Genomic DNA, 18,858 nt, shown 5'->3' with positions numbered 1-18,858 from the left:
TGCGCTTTTTGGGCCTATAGCTCAGCTGGTTTAGAGCGCACGCCTGATAAGCGTGAGGTCGGTGGTTCGAGTCCACTTAGGCCCATCGCCGACGTTTCGGCATGATAATTGAATTTTGGGGAATTAGCTCAGCTGGGAGAGCACCTGCTTTGCAAGCAGGAGGTCAGCGGTTCGATCCCGCTATTCTCCATTGGTACTAATTAGTTAGTACCACTTGGTTCTTTGAAAACTAGATAATATTATTTTCTGTAAGAATTATATTGATTGATATAATTTTAACCGAGAAAACCATTGTGTAATTTGAGTTTTTTAATGTGTTTAATCGCTAAACTCAATAATTTATAATCCGTAGGATTATAGGTTAAGTTAGAAAGGGCGCATGGTGAATGCCTTGGTACTAGGAGCCGATGAAGGACGGAACTAACACCGATATGCTTCGGGGAGCTGTAAGTAAGCTGTGATCCGGAGATTTCCGAATGAGGAAACTCGATTAGTGTGATGACTAATCACTGCGTAGTGAATTCATAGCTACGTAGAGGTAAACGTGGGGAACTGAAACATCTAAGTACCCACAGGAAGATAAAGAAATTTCGATTCCCAAAGTAGCGGCGAGCGAACTGGGAATAGCCCAAACCGAACCTTCGTGGTTCGGGGTTGTAGGACTGAACATTTGAGTTACAAAAGAATTCGATAGCTGAAGCAGTTGGGAAGCTGCACCAAAGAGAGTGATAGTCTCGTAAGCGAAATTGAATTCCCTCAGTTCAGGATCCTGAGTACGGCGCCACACGTGAAACGGCGTCGGAATCCGGGAGGACCATCTCCCAAGGCTAAATACTCCCTAGTGACCGATAGTGAACCAGTACCGTGAGGGAAAGGTGAAAAGCACCCCGGAAGGGGAGTGAAATAGTTCCTGCAACCATGTGCCTACAAGCAGTCAGAGCCCGTTAAGGGGTGATGGCGTGCCTCTTGTAGAATGAACCGGCGAGTTACAGTTGCATGCAAGGTTAAGCCGAAAAAGCGGAGCCGCAGCGAAAGCGAGTCTTAAGAGGGCGAATTAGTATGTTGCCGTAGACCCGAAACCAGGTGATCTATCCATGTCCAGGATGAAAGTGCGGTAATACGCACCGGAGGTCCGAACCCGTGTACGTTGAAAAGTGCTGGGATGAGGTGTGGATAGCGGTGAAATTCCAAACGAACTTGGAGATAGCTGGTTCTCTCCGAAATAGCTTTAGGGCTAGCCTCGGAATTAGAATCATGGAGGTAGAGCCACTGTTTGAGCAAGGGGTCCGTCTTGGATTACTGAGTTCAGATAAACTCCGAATACCATTGATTTATGTCCGGGAGTCAGACGATGAGTGATAAGATCCATCGTCGAAAGGGGAACAGCCCAGACCGCCAGTTAAGGTCCCTAAATATATGCTAAGTGGAAAAGGAAGTGGAGTTGCTTAGACAACTAGGATGTTGGCTCAGAAGCAGCCACCATTTAAAGAGTGCGTAATAGCTCACTAGTCGAGTGATTCTGCGCCGAAAATTTACCGGGGCTAAGCATATTACCGAGACTGCGGACGCAACTACGTTGCGTGATAGGAGAGCGTTCTAAGGGCAATGAAGGCAGACCGCAAGGACTGTTGGAGCGCTTAGAAGTGAGAATGCCGGTATGAGTAGCGAAAGGCCAGTGAGAATCTGGTCCACCGAATGACTAAGGTTTCCTGGGGAAGGCTCGTCCACCCAGGGTTAGTCGGGACCTAAGCCGAGGCTGAGAAGCGTAGGCGATGGATAACAGGTTGAGATTCCTGTACTAGTTAATTATGTTTGAACGATGGAGGGACGCAGAAGGCTAAGTTGAGCATCCGGTTGGAAAGGGATGTTTAAAGCGTAAGTCAGGTCAGGAGTGAAATGCTTCTGACCGGGTTGACAAGCGCTGATGAGGATCGAAATTAAAGTAGAGAAGCAACTGATGTCACGCTGCCGAGAAAAGCTTCTAGTTAGTAATTAACTACCCGTACCGCAAACCGACACAGGTAGTCGAGGAGAGGATCCTCAGGTGAGCGAGAGAACTCTCGTTAAGGAACTCGGCAAAATGACCCCGTAACTTCGGAAGAAGGGGTGCTGACCGTCAGGTCAGCCGCAGTGAAGAGACTCAAACGACTGTTTATCAAAAACACAGGTTTATGCAAAATCGTAAGATGAAGTATATGGGCTGACGCCTGCCCGGTGCTGGAAGGTTAAGTGGAAAGGTTAGCTTCGGCGACGCCTCGAAATGAAGCCCCAGTAAACGGCGGCCGTAACTATAACGGTCCTAAGGTAGCGAAATTCCTTGTCGGGTAAGTTCCGACCCGCACGAAAGGCGTAACGATTTGAGTACTGTCTCAACGAGAGACTCGGTGAAATTAAGATACCTGTGAAGAAGCAGGTTACCCGCGACAGGACGGAAAGACCCCATGGAGCTTTACTGTAGCTTGATATTGGGTGTTTACATAGCTTGTACAGGATAGGTAGGAGCCATTGAAACCGGGACGCTAGTCTCGGTGGAGGCACCCGTGGGATACTACCCTTGCTATGTGAACACTCTAACCCTGAGCACTAATCGTGCTCGGAGACAGTGTCTGGTTGGCAGTTTGACTGGGGCGGTCGCCTCCTAAATAGTAACGGAGGCGCTCAAAGGTTTGCTTAGAATGGTTGGAAATCATTCTGTAAGTGTAAAGGCAGAAGCAAGCTTGACTGCGAGACTGACTAGTCGAGCAGGGACGAAAGTCGGACTTAGTGATCCGGTGGTACCGTATGGAAGGGCCATCGCTCAACGGATAAAAGCTACCCTGGGGATAACAGGCTTATCTCCCCCAAGAGTTCACATCGACGGGGAGGTTTGGCACCTCGATGTCGGCTCATCGCATCCTGGGGCTGTAGTTGGTCCCAAGGGTTGGGCTGTTCGCCCATTAAAGCGGTACGCGAGCTGGGTTCAGAACGTCGTGAGACAGTTCGGTCCCTATCCGTCGCGGGCGCAGGAAATTTGAGAGGAGCTGTCCCTAGTACGAGAGGACCGGGATGGACATACCGCTGGTGTATCAGTTGCGCCGCCAGGCGCACTGCTGAGTAGCTATGTATGGATGAGATAAACGCTGAAAGCATCTAAGTGTGAAACTCGCCTCAAGATGAGATTTCCCATTCCTTTATGGAAGTAAGACTCCTGAAAGATGATCAGGTCGATAGGTTAGAAGTGGAAGCGTAGCGATACGTGAAGCGGACTAATACTAATCAGTCGAGGACTTAACCAAGTAAAGAGCAGTGGTAAAATCGGAAGAAAATAATATTAGCTAGTTTTGAGGGAACGAAGTTCACTCAGAGTGTGGTGGCGATAGCCTAAAGGATACACCTGTTCCCATGCCGAACACAGTAGTTAAGCTTTAGCACGCCAAAAGTAGTTGGGGGATCGCCCCCTGCGAGGATAGGACGTTGCCACGCAAACCGGAAGGCACTTTCGAAGCAATTCGAAAGTGCTTTTTTTATGCTCTTTTGGAAAAGCTAACTAACTGTTGTATAATCGAAATGATTGTTCAGAATAAAGGAGCTCAAATGATGAAAGAGAAACGTTTTTTTCGGATTACATTAGGCTGGCAAATTATGTTAGGCCTATTGCTCGGGATTGTCCTAGGGGTCGTGTTTTATAAGAACCAAACGGCCATTACCGCAATGCAGAGCATCGGAACCATGTTTATCAGCCTGATTCAAATGATTGTTATGCCAATTGTGGTCTCGTGTTTAACCGTCGGGATTGCTAGTATGGGTGACATTAAGAAGGTGGGGCGAATTGGGGGCAAAACTCTAATTTACTTTGAATTAATGACCACCGTTGCCATTATCATTGGATTAGTGGTGGCTAATCTAGCGCATCCGGGCTCTTTTATTAACGTTCACGCTATGCACTCTTCCGTAGACATTAGTAAGTATGTATCTACTGCCCAACATTCTAAAAACGAAGGCCTTTGGTCAATGTTAATTGGCTTAATTCCGACTAATATCTTTGGCTCGTTGAGTAAGGGAGACATGATGCCGGTGATTGTCTTCTCGGTCTTCTTTGGATTAGGAACGGCAGCCATTGGAGAACGGGGGCAGGTCATCGTTGACTTTATGAACGCCGTTTCCCAAGTTATGTTTAAAATTACAAACTGGGTTATGCATTTAGCGCCCATTGGAGTTTGTGCCTTAATTGGAGTTACGTTAGCAGAACTTGGAATTGGAGCCTTACTCCCGTTGGGGTACTTTGTGTTATTGGTATACCTTACCATGATTTTCTTTGTCTTAATCGTGATGGGAATTGTGGCGCGCCTGTGTCACTTTAAGCTGCACGAATTATTGGTTGTCATTAAAAATGAGATTGTCTTGGCCTTTTCTACCGCTAGTTCCGAAGCCGTTATGCCCAAGATGATTGAAAAAATGGATCACTTTGGGGTGAGTCCTTCGATTGTCTCGTTTGTAATTCCCACGGGGTACACGTTTAACTTGGATGGTTCTGCAATTTACCAATCAATTGCGGCGCTTTTCTTAGCCCAGGCTTACAACATTCACCTGTCGTTAGGGCAACAAATTACCCTGATGATTGTGTTGATGATTACATCAAAGGGAATGGCTGGAGTTCCCGGAGCATCATTCGTGGTATTATTAGCCACCGTTTCAACCATTGGGGTGCCCATGTCAGGGTTAACCTTTATTGCTGGAATCGACCGTTTTGTGGACATGGGGCGGACGGCCGTGAACGTGGTCGGCAATTCGTTAGCAACGGTTGTGATTGGCAGTTCGGAACACGAATTTGATGCCCACAAAGCGGCCACCTACTACCAAAAGATCAAAACCAAACAGGCCTCTTAGTAAAACAATGTTTGACATTTTAAGCTGTGATGATATGCTTAGAGAAATTAAATAATCAAATAAGCTAGTACGTAATTAGTTGTTTGTAAGTTAGTTCCGTGAAACTAATCAGGCAACGAGTACTAGCGAACGGTTCCAATCAATTAATCGTTTCCGGAGAGAAACCAATTGACGTTTAACATCATTTTGACTTCAATTTAGCTACTCCCGGTGAACGGTGAGTGGCTTTTTTTATTGCAAAATGACAAGGGAGGACTTCTTGTGACAGCACGGTATTTAGTTTTAGAAGACGGCACGATTTACACCGGGACGGCTTTTGGGGGCAGTCGTGATAGCGTTGGGGAATTGGTCTTTAGTACCGGAATGTCTGGTTATCAGCAATCCATTACAGACCAGTCTTATAATGATGAAATTTTGATGTTTACGAACCCGTTAATCGGTAACTACGGGGTTAACCGGGATAACTTAGAATCGCAGGTCCCGACCTGTAAAGGTGTCGTGGTGCGAGAAATTGCCCGTCGGACGACTAACTGGCGCATGACGATGTCTCTATCTGATTATTTAGCACAGCACGACATTCCCGGAATTAGCGACATTGACACGCGGGCTGTGACCCGACACATTCGGGAACAAGGGGCAATGAAAGTGGCCTTGGTAAACGAAGTTACCGAACAAACGATGGCTAAGCTCCAGCAATGGTCGAGAAATCCTCATGCGATTGAAGAAAGTGCAACACACAACGCTTACTCTGCTCCAGCTACAGGACGGCGGATTGCGGTGATTGACTTTGGTTTGAAGTATTCCATTTTACGAGAACTGTCCAAACGAGACTGTGACGTGGTTGTCTTACCACCGACGGCAACGGTGCAAGACGTGGAAGACGTTTATCCAGATGGAGTTTTACTAACGAACGGACCAGGGGATCCAACGGCATTGCCCGAAGAAACCCTGGCAATGATTAGAACCGTGGAACAAAAGTATCCTTTATTAGGAATTTGCATGGGCCACCAACTGTTTGCCCTAGCAAACGGAGCTACCACTACGAAAATGAAATTTGGTCACCGAGGTTTCAATCATCCCGTGAAAAACCTAGAAACTGGTCGGATTGACTTCACATCGCAAAATCATGGATACATGGTAGAACGGGATTCAGTTGCGCAAACGGATTTGCAGGTGCTCTTAGAAGAAATTAATGATCATTGTGTGGAAGGCTTGCGGCACAAGACGTTACCAGCCTTTTCCGCTCAATTTCACCCGGATGCTGCGCCTGGTCCTCACGATGCTGACTACTTGTTTGATGAATTTATGAACCTAATTGATCAAAATCAGGTGCAAAAATAGAGAAAGGTTGAACAACATGCCACAAAGAACTGACGTAAAAAAAATCATGGTAATTGGCTCTGGCCCAATTATCATTGGACAGGCCGCTGAATTTGACTACTCCGGGACGCAGGCTTGTTTAGCTTTAAAAGAACTTGGCTATGAAGTGGTGCTGGTGAACTCCAACCCGGCAACCATCATGACTGACCGGGAAGTTGCTGATGAAGTTTACATTGAACCATTAACCCTCGAATTTGTGGCTCGGGTGCTGCGGAAGGAACGACCTGACGCCATTTTACCAACCTTAGGGGGGCAACAAGGGTTAAACATGGCCAAGGAACTCTCTGATGCTGGCATTCTGGATGAACTCCAAGTTCAACTGTTGGGAACGGATTTAGCGGCGATTAACGAAGCCGAAGACCGGGAACAATTTCGTGATTTAATGCAGCAATTAGGAGAACCCGTTCCAGAATCAACAATTGCCACGACCACGGAACAAGCCTTAGCCTTTGCTGACCAACACGGTTATCCGGTAATTGTTCGTCCCGCCTTTACGATGGGGGGAACTGGGGGTGGAATTGCCCACAATGAGGAGCAACTTCAAGAAATTGCTGCTAACGGACTAGATCTCTCCCCGGTTACCCAGGTTTTGATTGAACAAAGCATCGCCGGTTACAAGGAAATTGAATTTGAAGTGATGCGGGACCATGCCGATAATGCGATGGTGGTCTGCAACATGGAAAACTTTGACCCCGTGGGGATTCATACGGGAGACTCAATTGTTTTTGCCCCGACCCAAACTCTGTCTGATGATGAAGTGCAAATGCTACGGGATGCCGCTTTACGAATCATTCGCGCCCTAAAAATTGAAGGGGGTTGTAACGTTCAGTTGGCTTTGGATCCCAATAGCATGCACTACTACGTGATTGAAGTGAATCCCCGGGTGAGCCGGTCCAGTGCCTTGGCCTCCAAAGCAACTGGTTACCCAATCGCCCGAATCGCCGCTAAGATTGCGGTTGGATTGAATCTCGACGAAATCATGAACCCAGTTACGGGGACCACCTATGCCGAGTTTGAACCAGCCTTAGACTACGTGGTTTGCAAGATTCCTCGTTGGCCGTTTGATAAGTTCACCCAGGCTGATCGCCACCTTGGGACCCAGATGAAAGCCACTGGAGAAGTGATGGCAATTGACCGGACGGTGGAGGGTTCGATTTTGAAGGCCGTGCGCTCCTTAGACATTGATCAAAAGGATTTAGCTAATCCAGAGTTAGAACAGTTAAGCCAGGTAGAATTAGAGGAAGGGTTAGTGAACGCCCATGACGATCGCCTTTTCTACCTTTACGAAGCATTCCGCCGGGGTTACACGATTGAGCAACTGGCTGACTTAACGAAGATTCACATCTTCTTCCTAGATAAATTACTGCACATCTTTGAAATTAGTCAGGAACTGGCTGCACATTCTGGCGACGTGGCGACGTTAAAGATGGCTAAACGTTACGGTTTTTCCGACGAAACGATTGCTAAGCTGTGGAAGAGTGATGCGGATTCGATTCGTGCTCAACGCTTAGAAAACGGCTTGGTTCCGGTTTACAAGATGGTCGATACCTGTGCCGGTGAGTTTGAATCGCAAACCCCGTACTTTTACAGTACCTATGAATGGGAAAATGAAAGCCAGGTTAGTGCTAAGCCATCCGTACTCGTGCTTGGTTCTGGTCCCATTCGGATTGGTCAGGGGGTTGAATTTGACTATGCCACGGTGCATTCCGTTGAAGCCATCAAGAAGGCGGGCTATGAAGCCATTATTATGAATAACAATCCGGAGACCGTTTCGACGGATGCTTCCATTTCTGACAAGTTGTACTTTGAACCGCTGACGGTGGAAGAAGTGCTAAACGTGATTGACTTGGAACAACCCCTTGGAGTGGTGGTTCAATTCGGAGGCCAAACGGCCATTAATCTCGCAGAACCGCTGGCAGAACACGGGGTTAAGGTCTTGGGAACGAGTGTCTCCGATGTTAACCGAGCCGAAGATCGGGATGAATTTGATCAAGTCATTAAAAAGCTTGGGATTCCACAACCCGTGGGGGGCACTGCTACTGATCCAGAAGCAGCCCTCCAAATTGCTGATCAAATCGGGTATCCCGTGTTAGTGCGGCCGAGCTACGTGCTGGGTGGACGAGCCATGGAAATTGTTCGTCGCCGTGAAGACCTCGAAAATTACATGAAGAATGCGGTTCGAGTGTCACATGACCATCCCGTATTAATTGACCAATACTTAACTGGAAAAGAATGTGAAGTGGATGCCATCAGTGATGGGGAAACGGTACTAATTCCAGGCATCATGGAACACATTGAACGGGCTGGGGTTCACTCTGGGGATTCAATGGCCGTTTATCCGTCGCAAACCCTATCGGCGCATGTTAAAAATCAAATTGTTCAGTACACAGAACAGTTAGCGCTGGAGTTAAACTGTGTTGGACTCATGAACATCCAGTTTGTGGTTCACAACGACCAGGCCTATGTAATTGAAGTGAACCCCCGGGCCAGTCGGACGGTTCCGTTCTTGAGCAAGGTAACGGGAATTCCGATGGCCCAGGTGGCCACCAGAGCTATTCTCGGCGAGAGTTTAGCAAGCCAAGGGTATCAGTCTGGATTGGCTCCTGAAGGACAGCTGGTGCACGTTAAGGCCCCGGTCTTCTCCTTTTCGAAGCTTAACGACGTAGATACGTTGCTTGGACCCGAAATGAAGTCAACCGGAGAGGTAATGGGCTCTGACCGAACCTTTCCAAAGGCGCTCTACAAAGCCTTTGAAGCTGCCAAACTCCACGTTCCCAATCACGGTCGGGTGTTATTGACCGTCAAGGATGACGACAAGGAAGAAACGGCGCAACTGGCAAAACGGTTTGCGGACCTTGGTTACCAAATCCTGGCAACGCCTGGAACTGCAAAATCATTTGCGGAACACCAGATTCCGGTTCAAGAAGTGGGAAAAGTTGGAGAAGACCATGACCTGCTAGAAATGCTCTTGGATAAACAAATCCAGATGGTAGTAAATACGGTTTCGAACACGCAGGGAAGCGAACGGGATGGAGCCATGATTCGAAGTGCCGCCATTGCGGATGGAGTACCGTTGTTCACTTCGTTGGATACCGTTTCGGCTATCTTACAAATGCTGGAAGATCAATCGTTTACGACTCAGAGTCTGTAATCATGTTTCATGTGAAACAAAAAGACAATCATTAATTAGGCACCTAGCATATTGGGCTAGGTGCCTAATTTTAGTTGAGCGTGAATGGCAACCGGCATAATTATGACGCCGTAAAGTTAGGTATAATTAAACTATCAATTGTTTGTTAATGGCGGGAGGAATTTTTATGGCACAGACGAGGACACAGCATCCCTTTTACCGACGGTGGTGGTTCTGGCTCATCGTCTTTTTAGTATTTATCGGAATTATGGCCAATTACCACCAGGAAGGAACCCCACAAACTGTTGGGATGCCAGCAAGAACCCCAAAAATGCATGAAAGCGCCACTGGAATTACGCGTGCTCAATACAACCAGATTGCGATGGGGCAAGACCAGGCCACTGTTAAAAAAGCACTGGGGAAAGCAGATGCTACCTCTGAAACAGACGTGAACGGACAAAAAGCAGTTGTTTGGACGTGGAGTAAGCTAGATCGAAATTTTAAAGCTGGAGCAATTACCGTTACGTTTGTTGATGGAAAGGTGGACGGGAAGGGTTATTTAAACTTAGCTAGCAAGAAGCCCCAACCAGTGAGCCAAGCCACCTATGCTGAAATTAATTCTGGAGCTTCGTATGACGAAGTGATCCAGCGCATCGGGCGAGAACCAGACGCAGAATCAATTTCCACGCTGGGAGCTGCGACCAGCAAAACGATTAGTTACCTGGCTGATAAAAACGGGAAAGCCCAAACCTTTGTTTTTAGCGCTGATCGCTTAGTTTCCAAAACCCAAACGCAATTGAAGCAATAAGGACAACAATCTGCAGACAAATGGGCTTGATATAGAATTTCACGTAATTAAGCGAATTGTGAATGCCCAAGATATTTAGTTAGCAAAAAGGACTGCAACAGCTACGTTGCAGTCCTTTTTAAGTTGCTTAGTTATTTCGAATGGAGTCTAAATCACTAGCTCCAATGTATTTCATATAATCCATTCCATCATAAGTAAAGCTGTAATCTTGATCAGTTGGCTGTTTCGTATAGATTTGGAAATAGCCCATCCGAGTGTAACTAGCAATAACCGGTTGCTTCGTTCCGTTGATGGTGATGGTAGAGGGCCAGTATCTAGTTACATTATCAACCCCGTTTGTGGTGGGCAAATTAGTTTCCTTACTGCCCTCATAATAGACGTTCGCTTGACTAGCTGAGTCATTAGATTGGGTTTGCTTCGTTGATTGTTGACCAGCAGTGGAGTCATTTTGCTCGTTCGTTTGGTTGTTACCTGCTGTTGGTTGCTCCGACTGATTTTGCTCAGCGCTGGTATCATTCTTACTTTTGTCAGTAGGTTGGTCTTTTTGTCCTTTTTGCTGAGCGTTCTTTGCTTGCTTGTACTTTTTATTTTCAGCTTTTTTCTGCTTCTCTTGCTTGCTACTCTTGGTGTTTTGGTCAGACTTTGACTCAGAGGATTGTGAGCCACAGGCGGCCAATGTAAGTGCTAACGTTAGGCAAGCTCCCACGGTTATTAAGCCTTTTTTCATGTAAAAGTTCTCCTTAGTTCTTTTCTAATTCGCTCGCCCGGACCCGGAAATTATTCGGTTCCGTCGCGTGGTAAGGATCATGCTCTTGGAGATATTTAATCATCAAGTTTGGAATGGTTTCACTGGTTTGGTTCACCACCTTATCAATGGAAAACATCTGGTAGTCTCCACCCCCGATGGCCCGGTAATTGTTCATGGCCACCGTTAATTCCTGGTCATCGGTGACCGGTTGATCGTGATACGTCAGCTTGGTGACCCGATAGCCCACGGGTTGGGAGATGTCGAACTCGTAGTCAATCCCACTGTAAACGTCATAGTTGTACAGTTGTAACTTGGGTTTGACAAATTCAGCGCTAATCACAATCTGACCGTCTTTTACGGTAAAGAATTTGGCGTTTTGTTCCAAAGCTTCCCGCAGTTCTTTGCCGGTAATTCGTTCGGAAAAGGCGGTGTTCGGGTAGGAATAGTTACTGATGATTTCCCGCATGGAAACGGTTGGGCTGAGGCCGGTAATTTCGTCATTGAAGAGGGCCGTCCCGGAGATGTCAGTACCCAGGGCTTTCATTTGGACTTGATTAATTAAATCTAGGTACGGATGACCGTGGAACCGTGCTTGCAGGTGATCGTGAACCTGCAGATCTGCTCCGGTAACGTGACCAACCGGTTCTTCCAACCACGCCTGCACCTGATTTTCGAGTTGGGAATCGGGGAGTAATGATTGATCAATGGTAACGTCTTTGGTGGACAATAGTTCACTGATGCCGTTAACCACGTGATTATCATCATCCAGGATCAGAGTAATCTGTCCCACGTTGCTCCCACGTACCCCTGGTTGGGTGAACGGAACGTGGTTAATTGTGCCGGCTAATTCTCGGTGTTGGTGTCCCGTAATCAACGCATCAATGCCGGGGACGGTCGTGAGGAGCCGGTAGCCTTCGTTTTCGACCGTTAATTTTTCGGTTGGTGCTCCAGTTTCTGGATCAGCTTCTAACCCACCGTGGTAGGCCACGATAACGACGTCCGCCTGTTTGCGGAGTTTAGGCACTAACTCTTGCGCGGTCTTTAAAATGGAGTTAAAGGTTAGTCCTTGAATGTTTTTAGCCATTTCCCAGTTAGGCACAAAAGCCGTAGTGAGTCCCAGCACGGCAATTTTAACGCCTTGTTTTTCAATTATTTGGTAGGGGGCATCTGCGATGTGTTCGGATTCAGCACCGGTAATATTGGCACTTATAATCGGATAGTTGCGCTTGGCTTCCGCAGCGCGAATGTAGTCTAACCCGTAGTTAAATTCGTGGTTCCCGAGCACTCCGGCATCATAACCAATCTGACTAGTGATGTCGGTTAGATAGTCTTTGGGCGTGTTTGGTTGCTCGGCTAGGTAACTAGTGAGCGGGGATCCCTGAATCAGGTCCCCATTTTCAACGGCCAACACGATTTCGTCTGGTTGCGCTTGTTTTCGGGCTTGCTTGATGATGGTTCCGGCTTTTAAGAGGCCGATGCCTGTATAGTTATCCTTGGTGCTGTAGTTCGTGGGGTAGACGTACCCATGCACGTCACTGGTGGAAAGAAGTTTAATTGTTTTTGGCATAACGTGGATGACCCTTCTTTAGTTGTTTGATTGACATCATGACAATGAAACTGACTACGTAGCAACAGCTCATGAAGATCACGACCATCGTGATGGTAGAAACGTCCATGATGAAGCCGATTAATACCGGTGTAAACGTCCCAATTGTCTTGGCAATCGACATGATGGTGTTGTTGGCTTTGGCACGATTTTTGCTGGGGTAGAGGCTGCTAACCACGGCTCCATAACCACTATACATCCCGTCGGTCAGAAAACCAACGATGGTTCCGGCGGCCACAAATTCGACTTTAGTTTGCGCCATAATCAGGAGGTAAACGGAAGCAGCGGAGCCTAAGAGGTAGATTCCAAAGGCCAGCCGACTGCCAAAACGGTCTTGCATGTAGCCAAAGACTCCAATGCCGGCGGCCATCCCGATAATGGTAAAGACCATCCATAACGATGAACTAGCCACGTTAACGTGCATTCGTTCCTGGGCAATCGTGGGTAACCAATTCATGACGGTCGTGTAACCGGCAATGTGAATTAAGAACATGATGATAATTCGAAGGGAGAGCAAGGCTTCCGTGGGGGTCGAAAAGAGGGACCAGACGTCACCGAGGTGAATCTTTTCACTCTTTTTGGCTAATGCTTGATTGTGGTTGAAAGCATCACTTTCTGGCAGATGGAAGCGAATGAACCACGCTAAGATGACGGGTAAAATTCCAATGAAGAAGAGTAAGTGCCAACCGTAGTTTGGAATGATGAAGGCGGCAAGCAACGAAGCCAGGACTGCTCCAAGTTGCCCGGCCACTCCAGCTGCGGAGGAAATCCGACCCATGTACTTCTTTTCAAAGGCTTCACTGAGCATGGTCAGGGCGATTCCATATTCACCACTGGTTCCAATTCCGATGATGATCCGAAACAAGCACAGCATGAAGAAGGAGTTAGTTAATCCCATGCCGGCGGTTCCGAGGGCATAGATGAAAATCGACCAACTTAACGTTTTAACCCGGCCAAATTTATCGGCCAGAATGCCAAAGCCAATGCCACCAAAGAGGGATCCAATGGCGGTAATGGATGGAATTAATCCCCCTTCGGCCTTGGTAATATGTAGGGTGGCAATGATGGATGCCAGTGCTAAGCCAATAAAGGCGGCATCCATTCGTTCTAAGACGAATCCAATTCCCGTGGATAAAGAGACCCGTTTCTGGTACTTCGTAAATTGCTTAAAGTGCATAAAACTTCCTCCAAATAAAAAAGTGATTTTGGCAGGGTCTGAGGGTTCAGAGCACACAAAATCACCTTGGTTATGGAATTCGTCTTCAGTTAAATAACCGTGCTTGTGGTTTCTCTGAACCAACTTAAAGCCCATGTCTTTTTTCTAAGGATAGCACTTTTAGGAAATTGCGCAAATGGAACAGAAAAAACGGGTATAATTAAATTTAAAACAATTAAAGGGGTTAGCTAATGCTTGCTACGATTTTAAACGCGATTGCTTACTACGTTTCGACTAACATGGACTATATTCTGGTGTTAGTACTTTTGATTCACGCAAACCACGAGGATGGTCCGGTCCTTGCTGGCGATATCATGGGAACCAACGTGTTAATTTTGATCCCAATGCTGCTAGCGATGCTGGTGGGAGCCATTACACAAACTTGGATAATTGGACTGTTGGGGTTATTTCCGTTGTACTTTGGACTGCAGGCGCTCTTCTTTCCGAGTTCAGGAAACCAGATGAACGAGTCTGATCATGATTCTAAGTGGAAGTCGGCACTGCATACGGCTGTCATCACCGTGACTGCCTGTGGTGCCGATAACATTGCGGTTTACATTCCGTTGTTTGTCCACCAATCGGTAAGTCACTTAATCACCATCTACGTGGTGATGATTTTAATGGCGATTCTGTTTTTCTTCATTGCGTTGGTCATCAGTAAGGATCGGCACTTGGAAGCCATCTTGAATCGTTATGGTCGGTTTCTGTCGGGAATTATTTACATTTACCTGGGGCTTTCGGTGCTGATTGGAAGTGGAACGATTCAACATTTTTGGAAATAAAACAGATAGTGCTTCAGCAAAACTAATTACCGGGGCACTGCTTTTAAAAGGTAGGTCGATGATGTTATAATCCGTTCATTAGTCATTTTGGGAAGTAAAGGAGTAGTTCACATGGAATGTCCCCACTGTCATTTTAAAAATCAATCTGGTAACAAGTTTTGCATTAAATGTGGCACTAAATTACCCCTTAAAAATGCTTCTGTTTCTGAAGCAGAAGCCTTTGTCGGTTTTTTTAAACAGGCCTTGTTACACCCAATAGCAATGAAATTACCCACGCAGCCAAAATTTGGTTACGTTTCTTTACTAATCTATCTCGTGATGGCCAGTCTTACCGTTGCATCATTTGGAAAAAAAATAACGTATGTCTTTGAAAACTTTAAAAGTGCTTTTGGTACGACTGCAACTATGAGTCCCCTCATCGGTCAATTTATAATTGGGATTTCCATTTTCGTGTTGGTAATCTTAATTTCCGATTGGCTCTTAGGGTGGGCAGCCATTAACGTGATGATGAATCATCGGGTTAAATTGGGTGCTTACACTATTCAGTATGGTCGGTTTTTAAACGTAGGCAGTTGTTTATTCCTGCTCAGCATTATCCTAACGTTTATCTGTCCCTTAAACGTTATGTACATCGGTCTGGCTACGTTTAGCATTGCTTGCGTTGTGAGTACCTTTGCCCTGGCGGATGTTATTTTAACAGCTGATAATCAGGGAAGTTTAGATTCATTTTACATTCTGATTCTGGTATATGTATTGGTATTAATCATCGGATTATTTACCATTCGAGCCGTTGTGGGGCATATCATTTCTAACCTAACTAATTTAGCTCAATTTATACAAGGATAATTAAAATGCCAAAAGACCAACAATTTTGTTCGAATTGCGGACATCCAGTAACTTCAGCCATGCTTTTTTGCCCCAATTGCGGTCAGCAATTAGGTGAGACTGTACCACAACAGCATCAGGAAATTTCTCAAACAAAAAAGAGACCCAGTAAGAGACTTAGCTACACAATTTTAGCGATTGTAATTGTGCTTTTAGTTTGTGGATATGCGTTTGGAAGCCACTACTATTCCAAGTCAGCTACGGCGAATCGAATTGTGCAAAGCATTGCCAATGATAATCGGGAACAATTAGATCAGGAATCCACCACCTCTGACCCTAGTTATAAAATTACTCCCCTAAATTTAACTGGATTAATTAAGCATTTTAAAGCCAATCATCAGCAATTTACAATCTTTCAAAAAGAACTACCAAAAAATAACGGTCAAAAGATATTAGGGAGTTTTAGGTTGCAACAAACCGGAAGAGCTTTCTTGGTTTTCCCCCGGTATCAACTGGAGATTACCCCCGTCTACGGGCAACTTACCAGCAATGGGGAAAAATTACAGGTCCTAGTCGATGGACAAAAAGAAAAATTGTCTCCGGTGCAGACTTCGGAAAGCACCAAGCGGACCAGAGACCGCATTGGACCTTTAACACCAGGAAATCACGTGCTGAATGTTACCGGAATAGTTGATGGGAAAGAAAGTAATGCAGAGAAAAACCTTGATTGGCTTAGCGGAGAAGATAATTACCTGCCGGTTGAGCTTGAGAGTAAAGTTGCTTCAAAGACCGACGCACGAGATGCCCTACACCTCACGTTTGTAGCGGTCGGGACCGGAACGATTAAGGACAGTAGCTCTGGTTTTGTTGGCGAAGAACAGAATCCAGTTTATAAGGAAATTGTGCGAATGGATGATTCTTGGAGTAATGATCCTAACATTGCGTCATTTTCAGCAGATAAAATTAATGTCCTTTCTACTAAACCCGGTAAAGATAATTTGACTAAGGTCGTCTTTGATGTTCAATATCGACTTCAACAAAAAGATGGCACTAGCAAAACGCAAACGATGAGATACTTTTTTGATGTGCTCCCAGATCAATCTAGTCGGTATTTTAAAAATTATTTGATTAAAGATGAATTTGTACCAAGCAAGCTGATTGCTGGTAACTAGAATTAAACTAAACAGACCCGTTCCCATTTTACTCGGAGCGGGTCTATTTTAATTGGGGTTGAATTTTATCCTTCAAACGGATTTTTCACAAACAACTGTCCATAAAACGCAATCTCTCGCACCATCCGTTGCAAGCGATCCGGATAGCGAGCTATTGCCGGAGCGTCAGCCGGCATCTCACCGTTGCGGGTGAAATTCTGCGTAATCCGGCCAATGATGGTTGGCTTGGGCAACACGAAGCAACCTAGTTGATTTAACGTAGGTAACAACGCTAGGAAAGCAAACTGGCCGCCTCGCGCACTAGGTGCATACGTTAAGATTCGGACCGGCTTACCCTGCATTTCGTAAGCGACGTAGTCGAGACCGTTTTTTAAAGCAGCCGGGAGAGAATGATTGTATTCAGGCGTTAACAGCACGTAGCCGTCTGCCTGTTGTAAATCAGCAATCCAGCGTTGCTCATTTTCCGTTAGTTGTCGGTGAGGGTTGTCCATCGGGGCTTCGTCCTCATCAAATAGGGGTAACTGGTAAGCAGCAATGTCCATGAAGTGAAGGATGACTTTGGTGGGGTCAATCCAGTCTGAAGCATGTTTTTGGAGATATTGAAATAGTTTGCGACCCTCCGCGTTGGTGCGGGAGCTCCCGAGAATAATGTCGATGGTGGTCATGATTTTCTCCTTTTTTGCGTCCACATAAACCAACTTTATTATAAGGCTTTTAAATTGACAATGGCACAGTTTTAGTATGTACTAATGGTTGGATGGTATTTAATCCACATTACATACATATTTTAGTTTCAAAGGAGATTCATATTATGGCAGATAAATTAACGACCGAAGCCGGTCAACCGTGGGCCAATAACGAACACTCACAAACAGCGGGCGTTCGGGGACCCGTTTTAATGCAGGATTACCAACTTTTGGAAAAGTTGGCTCACTTTAACCGGGAACGAATTCCGGAACGAGTGGTCCATGCTAAGGGTGCTGGGGCCAAGGGCGTTTTTAAACTGACTCACGACATGAGTAAGTACACCAAGGCTGATTTGTTCAATGGGGAAGGAAAAGAAACCCCGTTAGCAATTCGGTTCTCCCAAGTAGCCGGTGAATCCGGTTATCCAGACACGATTCGGGACGTGCGGGGCTTTGCAATTAAGTTCTACACCCAGGACGGGAACTACGACATTGTGGGGAACAATACCCCGATTTTCTTTGTCAACGACCCGTTGAAGTTTCCAGATTTCATTCATTCTCAAAAACGAGATCCTAAAACCCACTTGCGTAGCAACGAAATGCAGTGGGACTTCTGGTCGCATTCTCCTGAATCAGTCCACCAGGTAACATATCTGATGGGAGACCGGGGCAACCCGGCAAGTTACCGGACCATGAACGGGTATGGTAGTCACACTTATAAGTGGGTTAATAAGGACGGAGAAGTTTACTGGGTTAAATACCACTTTATTAGCCAGCAAGGAGTTCAAAACATGACCGATGAAACGGCCGCAAAGGCTGCTTCTGAGGATACGGACTACTTGATGCATGATCTTTATGATGCCATTGAACAAAAGGATTACCCATCTTGGAAGGTCTACGTGCAAATCCTGCCTTACCAGGAAGGAATCGACTATCCAGCTGACATCTTTGACGTGACTAAAGTCGTTTCGCACCATGACTATCCATTACAAGAAGTGGGAGAATTCACGTTAAACGAAAATCCTACGAACTACTTTGATGATGTGGAAGAATTAGCCTTTTCACCAGCCAACTTGGTTCCTGGAATCGAAGCTTCACCAGACAAGTTACTGCAAGGGCGGCTCTTTGCTTACAAGGATGCCGAACGGTACCGCTTAGGAGCTAACTATGAACAATTAAAGATTAACCGGCCGGTTAACGAGGTCCACAACTACGAACGAGATGGCTTCATGGCTGATAATCAAGGTAGTGACGTCAACTACGAACCAAACAGTAAGAACGGGCCGGTGGAAGATCCGCACGCTTCGATTACACCAGAACAACTATCAGGAGCAACGGGCGCTTATCGGCCGTACGACCAGGATTATTACTCACAGGCGGGCGCTTTGTACCGCTTGATGAGTCCCGCTGAAAAGGATCGTTTAATTGAAACGATTAAAAATGGGTTAGGTTCCTTTGACAATCACGAAATTCAAGTCTTAGAAACCAAGCAGTTTTACAAGGCTGACCCAGAATACGGAACCCGGGTTGCAGAAGCCCTTGGGCTTGATTTAGCAGAAATCAAAGATTAACGGACCTTTAAGAGTGTCATCAGAACTTGATGACGCTCTTTTTTGGTCTACTCGCGAAATGAACGGAA

General features: G+C 46.1%; 12 protein-coding genes, 2 tRNA genes and 2 rRNA genes. 12 read left to right on the top strand and 4 right to left on the bottom strand.

Annotated features, from left to right (window positions below):
* The first annotated feature begins 10 nt into the window (after positions 1-10).
* From M3M39_RS01130 to M3M39_RS01095, 8 genes are all read left to right on the top strand, one after another.
* Positions 11-85: transfer RNA gene (locus M3M39_RS01130), tRNA-Ile, on the top strand.
* A 32-nt stretch (positions 86-117) separates the two neighbouring features.
* A tRNA-Ala gene (locus M3M39_RS01125) sits at positions 118-190 on the top strand.
* Between the two features lie 169 nt (positions 191-359).
* Positions 360-3,275 (top strand): 23S ribosomal RNA (locus M3M39_RS01120).
* 70 nt (positions 3,276-3,345) lie between these two features.
* A 5S ribosomal RNA gene (gene rrf / locus M3M39_RS01115) occupies positions 3,346-3,462 on the top strand.
* 114 nt (positions 3,463-3,576) lie between these two features.
* Positions 3,577-4,866, top strand: coding sequence for a cation:dicarboxylate symporter family transporter (locus tag M3M39_RS01110; RefSeq protein WP_252797406.1), 1,290 nt, complete (start codon positions 3,577-3,579; stop codon positions 4,864-4,866).
* Between the two features lie 261 nt (positions 4,867-5,127).
* Positions 5,128-6,207: a carbamoyl phosphate synthase small subunit gene (locus tag M3M39_RS01105; RefSeq protein ID WP_252797405.1), complete on the top strand. Its 1,080-nt coding sequence runs from the start codon at positions 5,128-5,130 to the stop codon at positions 6,205-6,207.
* A gap of 16 nt (positions 6,208-6,223) precedes the next feature.
* On the top strand, positions 6,224-9,397 hold the full coding sequence (gene carB / locus M3M39_RS01100; RefSeq protein WP_252797404.1) for a carbamoyl-phosphate synthase large subunit: 3,174 nt from the start codon (positions 6,224-6,226) through the stop codon (positions 9,395-9,397).
* A gap of 166 nt (positions 9,398-9,563) precedes the next feature.
* Positions 9,564-10,184 carry a hypothetical protein gene (locus M3M39_RS01095; protein ID WP_252797403.1) on the top strand — a complete coding sequence of 207 codons (621 nt, stop codon included), beginning with the start codon at positions 9,564-9,566 and terminating at the stop codon, positions 10,182-10,184.
* 127 nt (positions 10,185-10,311) lie between these two features.
* On the opposite strand, the gene M3M39_RS01090 is transcribed toward M3M39_RS01095, so the two are convergent.
* The 3 genes from M3M39_RS01090 to M3M39_RS01080 are packed head-to-tail and all read right to left on the bottom strand — an operon-like array spanning position 10,312 to position 13,715.
* The gene (locus tag M3M39_RS01090; protein ID WP_252797402.1) at positions 10,312-10,911 is read right to left on the bottom strand and encodes a hypothetical protein; all 600 of its coding nucleotides are present in this window, start codon (positions 10,909-10,911) and stop codon (positions 10,312-10,314) included.
* 13 nt (positions 10,912-10,924) lie between these two features.
* Complete coding sequence (locus M3M39_RS01085) at positions 10,925-12,499, bottom strand: bifunctional metallophosphatase/5'-nucleotidase (protein ID WP_252797401.1); 1,575 nt, start codon at positions 12,497-12,499, stop codon at positions 10,925-10,927.
* Positions 12,483-13,715 (bottom strand): MFS transporter, encoded by a 1,233-nt coding sequence (locus M3M39_RS01080; RefSeq protein WP_252797400.1) that lies wholly within the window; start codon positions 13,713-13,715, stop codon positions 12,483-12,485. Before M3M39_RS01080 ends, M3M39_RS01085 begins: the two co-directional genes overlap by 17 nt.
* Before the next feature lie 230 nt (positions 13,716-13,945).
* Here M3M39_RS01080 and M3M39_RS01075 point away from each other — a divergent pair, with 230 nt between their 5' ends.
* The 3 genes from M3M39_RS01075 (at position 13,946) to M3M39_RS01065 (ending at position 16,533) form a co-directional block, all read left to right on the top strand.
* Positions 13,946-14,536, top strand: a complete 591-nt coding sequence (locus tag M3M39_RS01075; protein ID WP_252797399.1) for a cadmium resistance transporter — start codon at positions 13,946-13,948, stop codon at positions 14,534-14,536.
* Between the two features lie 111 nt (positions 14,537-14,647).
* Positions 14,648-15,382, top strand: a complete 735-nt coding sequence (locus M3M39_RS01070; protein WP_252797398.1) for a zinc ribbon domain-containing protein — start codon at positions 14,648-14,650, stop codon at positions 15,380-15,382.
* Between the two features lie 5 nt (positions 15,383-15,387).
* A complete protein-coding gene (locus M3M39_RS01065; protein ID WP_252797397.1) occupies positions 15,388-16,533 on the top strand; it encodes a TcaA second domain-containing protein in 1,146 nt (381 codons plus the stop codon).
* Positions 16,534-16,598: 65 nt separating this feature from the next.
* Here M3M39_RS01065 and M3M39_RS01060 read toward each other — a convergent pair whose 3' ends face one another.
* On the bottom strand, positions 16,599-17,198 hold the full coding sequence (locus tag M3M39_RS01060) for an NADPH-dependent FMN reductase (protein WP_252797396.1): 600 nt from the start codon (positions 17,196-17,198) through the stop codon (positions 16,599-16,601).
* Between the two features lie 146 nt (positions 17,199-17,344).
* Between M3M39_RS01060 and M3M39_RS01055 the strand changes: the two genes are divergently transcribed.
* On the top strand, positions 17,345-18,790 hold the full coding sequence (locus M3M39_RS01055) for a catalase (protein ID WP_252797395.1): 1,446 nt from the start codon (positions 17,345-17,347) through the stop codon (positions 18,788-18,790).
* Positions 18,791-18,858: the final 68 nt, after the last annotated feature.

Source organism: Fructilactobacillus hinvesii, from assembly GCF_024029435.1.
Lineage (GTDB): Bacteria > Bacillota > Bacilli > Lactobacillales > Lactobacillaceae > Fructilactobacillus > Fructilactobacillus hinvesii.
The sequence above is the reverse complement of the archived record's forward strand: the minus strand, read 5'-3'. Positions and strand labels throughout refer to the sequence as shown.

Excerpts from the sequence above, each read along its gene's own strand:
- M3M39_RS01075 (WP_252797399.1), top strand. The coding sequence starts at position 13,946 with ATGCTTGCTACGATTTTAAACGCGATTGCTTACTACGTTTCGACTAAC.
- M3M39_RS01110 (WP_252797406.1), top strand. The coding sequence starts at position 3,577 with ATGAAAGAGAAACGTTTTTTTCGGATTACATTAGGCTGGCAAATTATG.
- M3M39_RS01095 (WP_252797403.1), top strand. The coding sequence starts at position 9,564 with ATGGCACAGACGAGGACACAGCATCCCTTTTACCGACGGTGGTGGTTC.
- M3M39_RS01070 (WP_252797398.1), top strand. The coding sequence starts at position 14,648 with ATGGAATGTCCCCACTGTCATTTTAAAAATCAATCTGGTAACAAGTTT.
- M3M39_RS01055 (WP_252797395.1), top strand. The coding sequence starts at position 17,345 with ATGGCAGATAAATTAACGACCGAAGCCGGTCAACCGTGGGCCAATAAC.
- M3M39_RS01065 (WP_252797397.1), top strand. The coding sequence starts at position 15,388 with ATGCCAAAAGACCAACAATTTTGTTCGAATTGCGGACATCCAGTAACT.
- M3M39_RS01060 (WP_252797396.1), bottom strand. The coding sequence starts at position 17,198 with ATGACCACCATCGACATTATTCTCGGGAGCTCCCGCACCAACGCGGAG.
- M3M39_RS01090 (WP_252797402.1), bottom strand. The coding sequence starts at position 10,911 with ATGAAAAAAGGCTTAATAACCGTGGGAGCTTGCCTAACGTTAGCACTT.
- M3M39_RS01085 (WP_252797401.1), bottom strand. The coding sequence starts at position 12,499 with ATGCCAAAAACAATTAAACTTCTTTCCACCAGTGACGTGCATGGGTAC.
- M3M39_RS01080 (WP_252797400.1), bottom strand. The coding sequence starts at position 13,715 with ATGCACTTTAAGCAATTTACGAAGTACCAGAAACGGGTCTCTTTATCC.
- carB (WP_252797404.1), top strand. The coding sequence starts at position 6,224 with ATGCCACAAAGAACTGACGTAAAAAAAATCATGGTAATTGGCTCTGGC.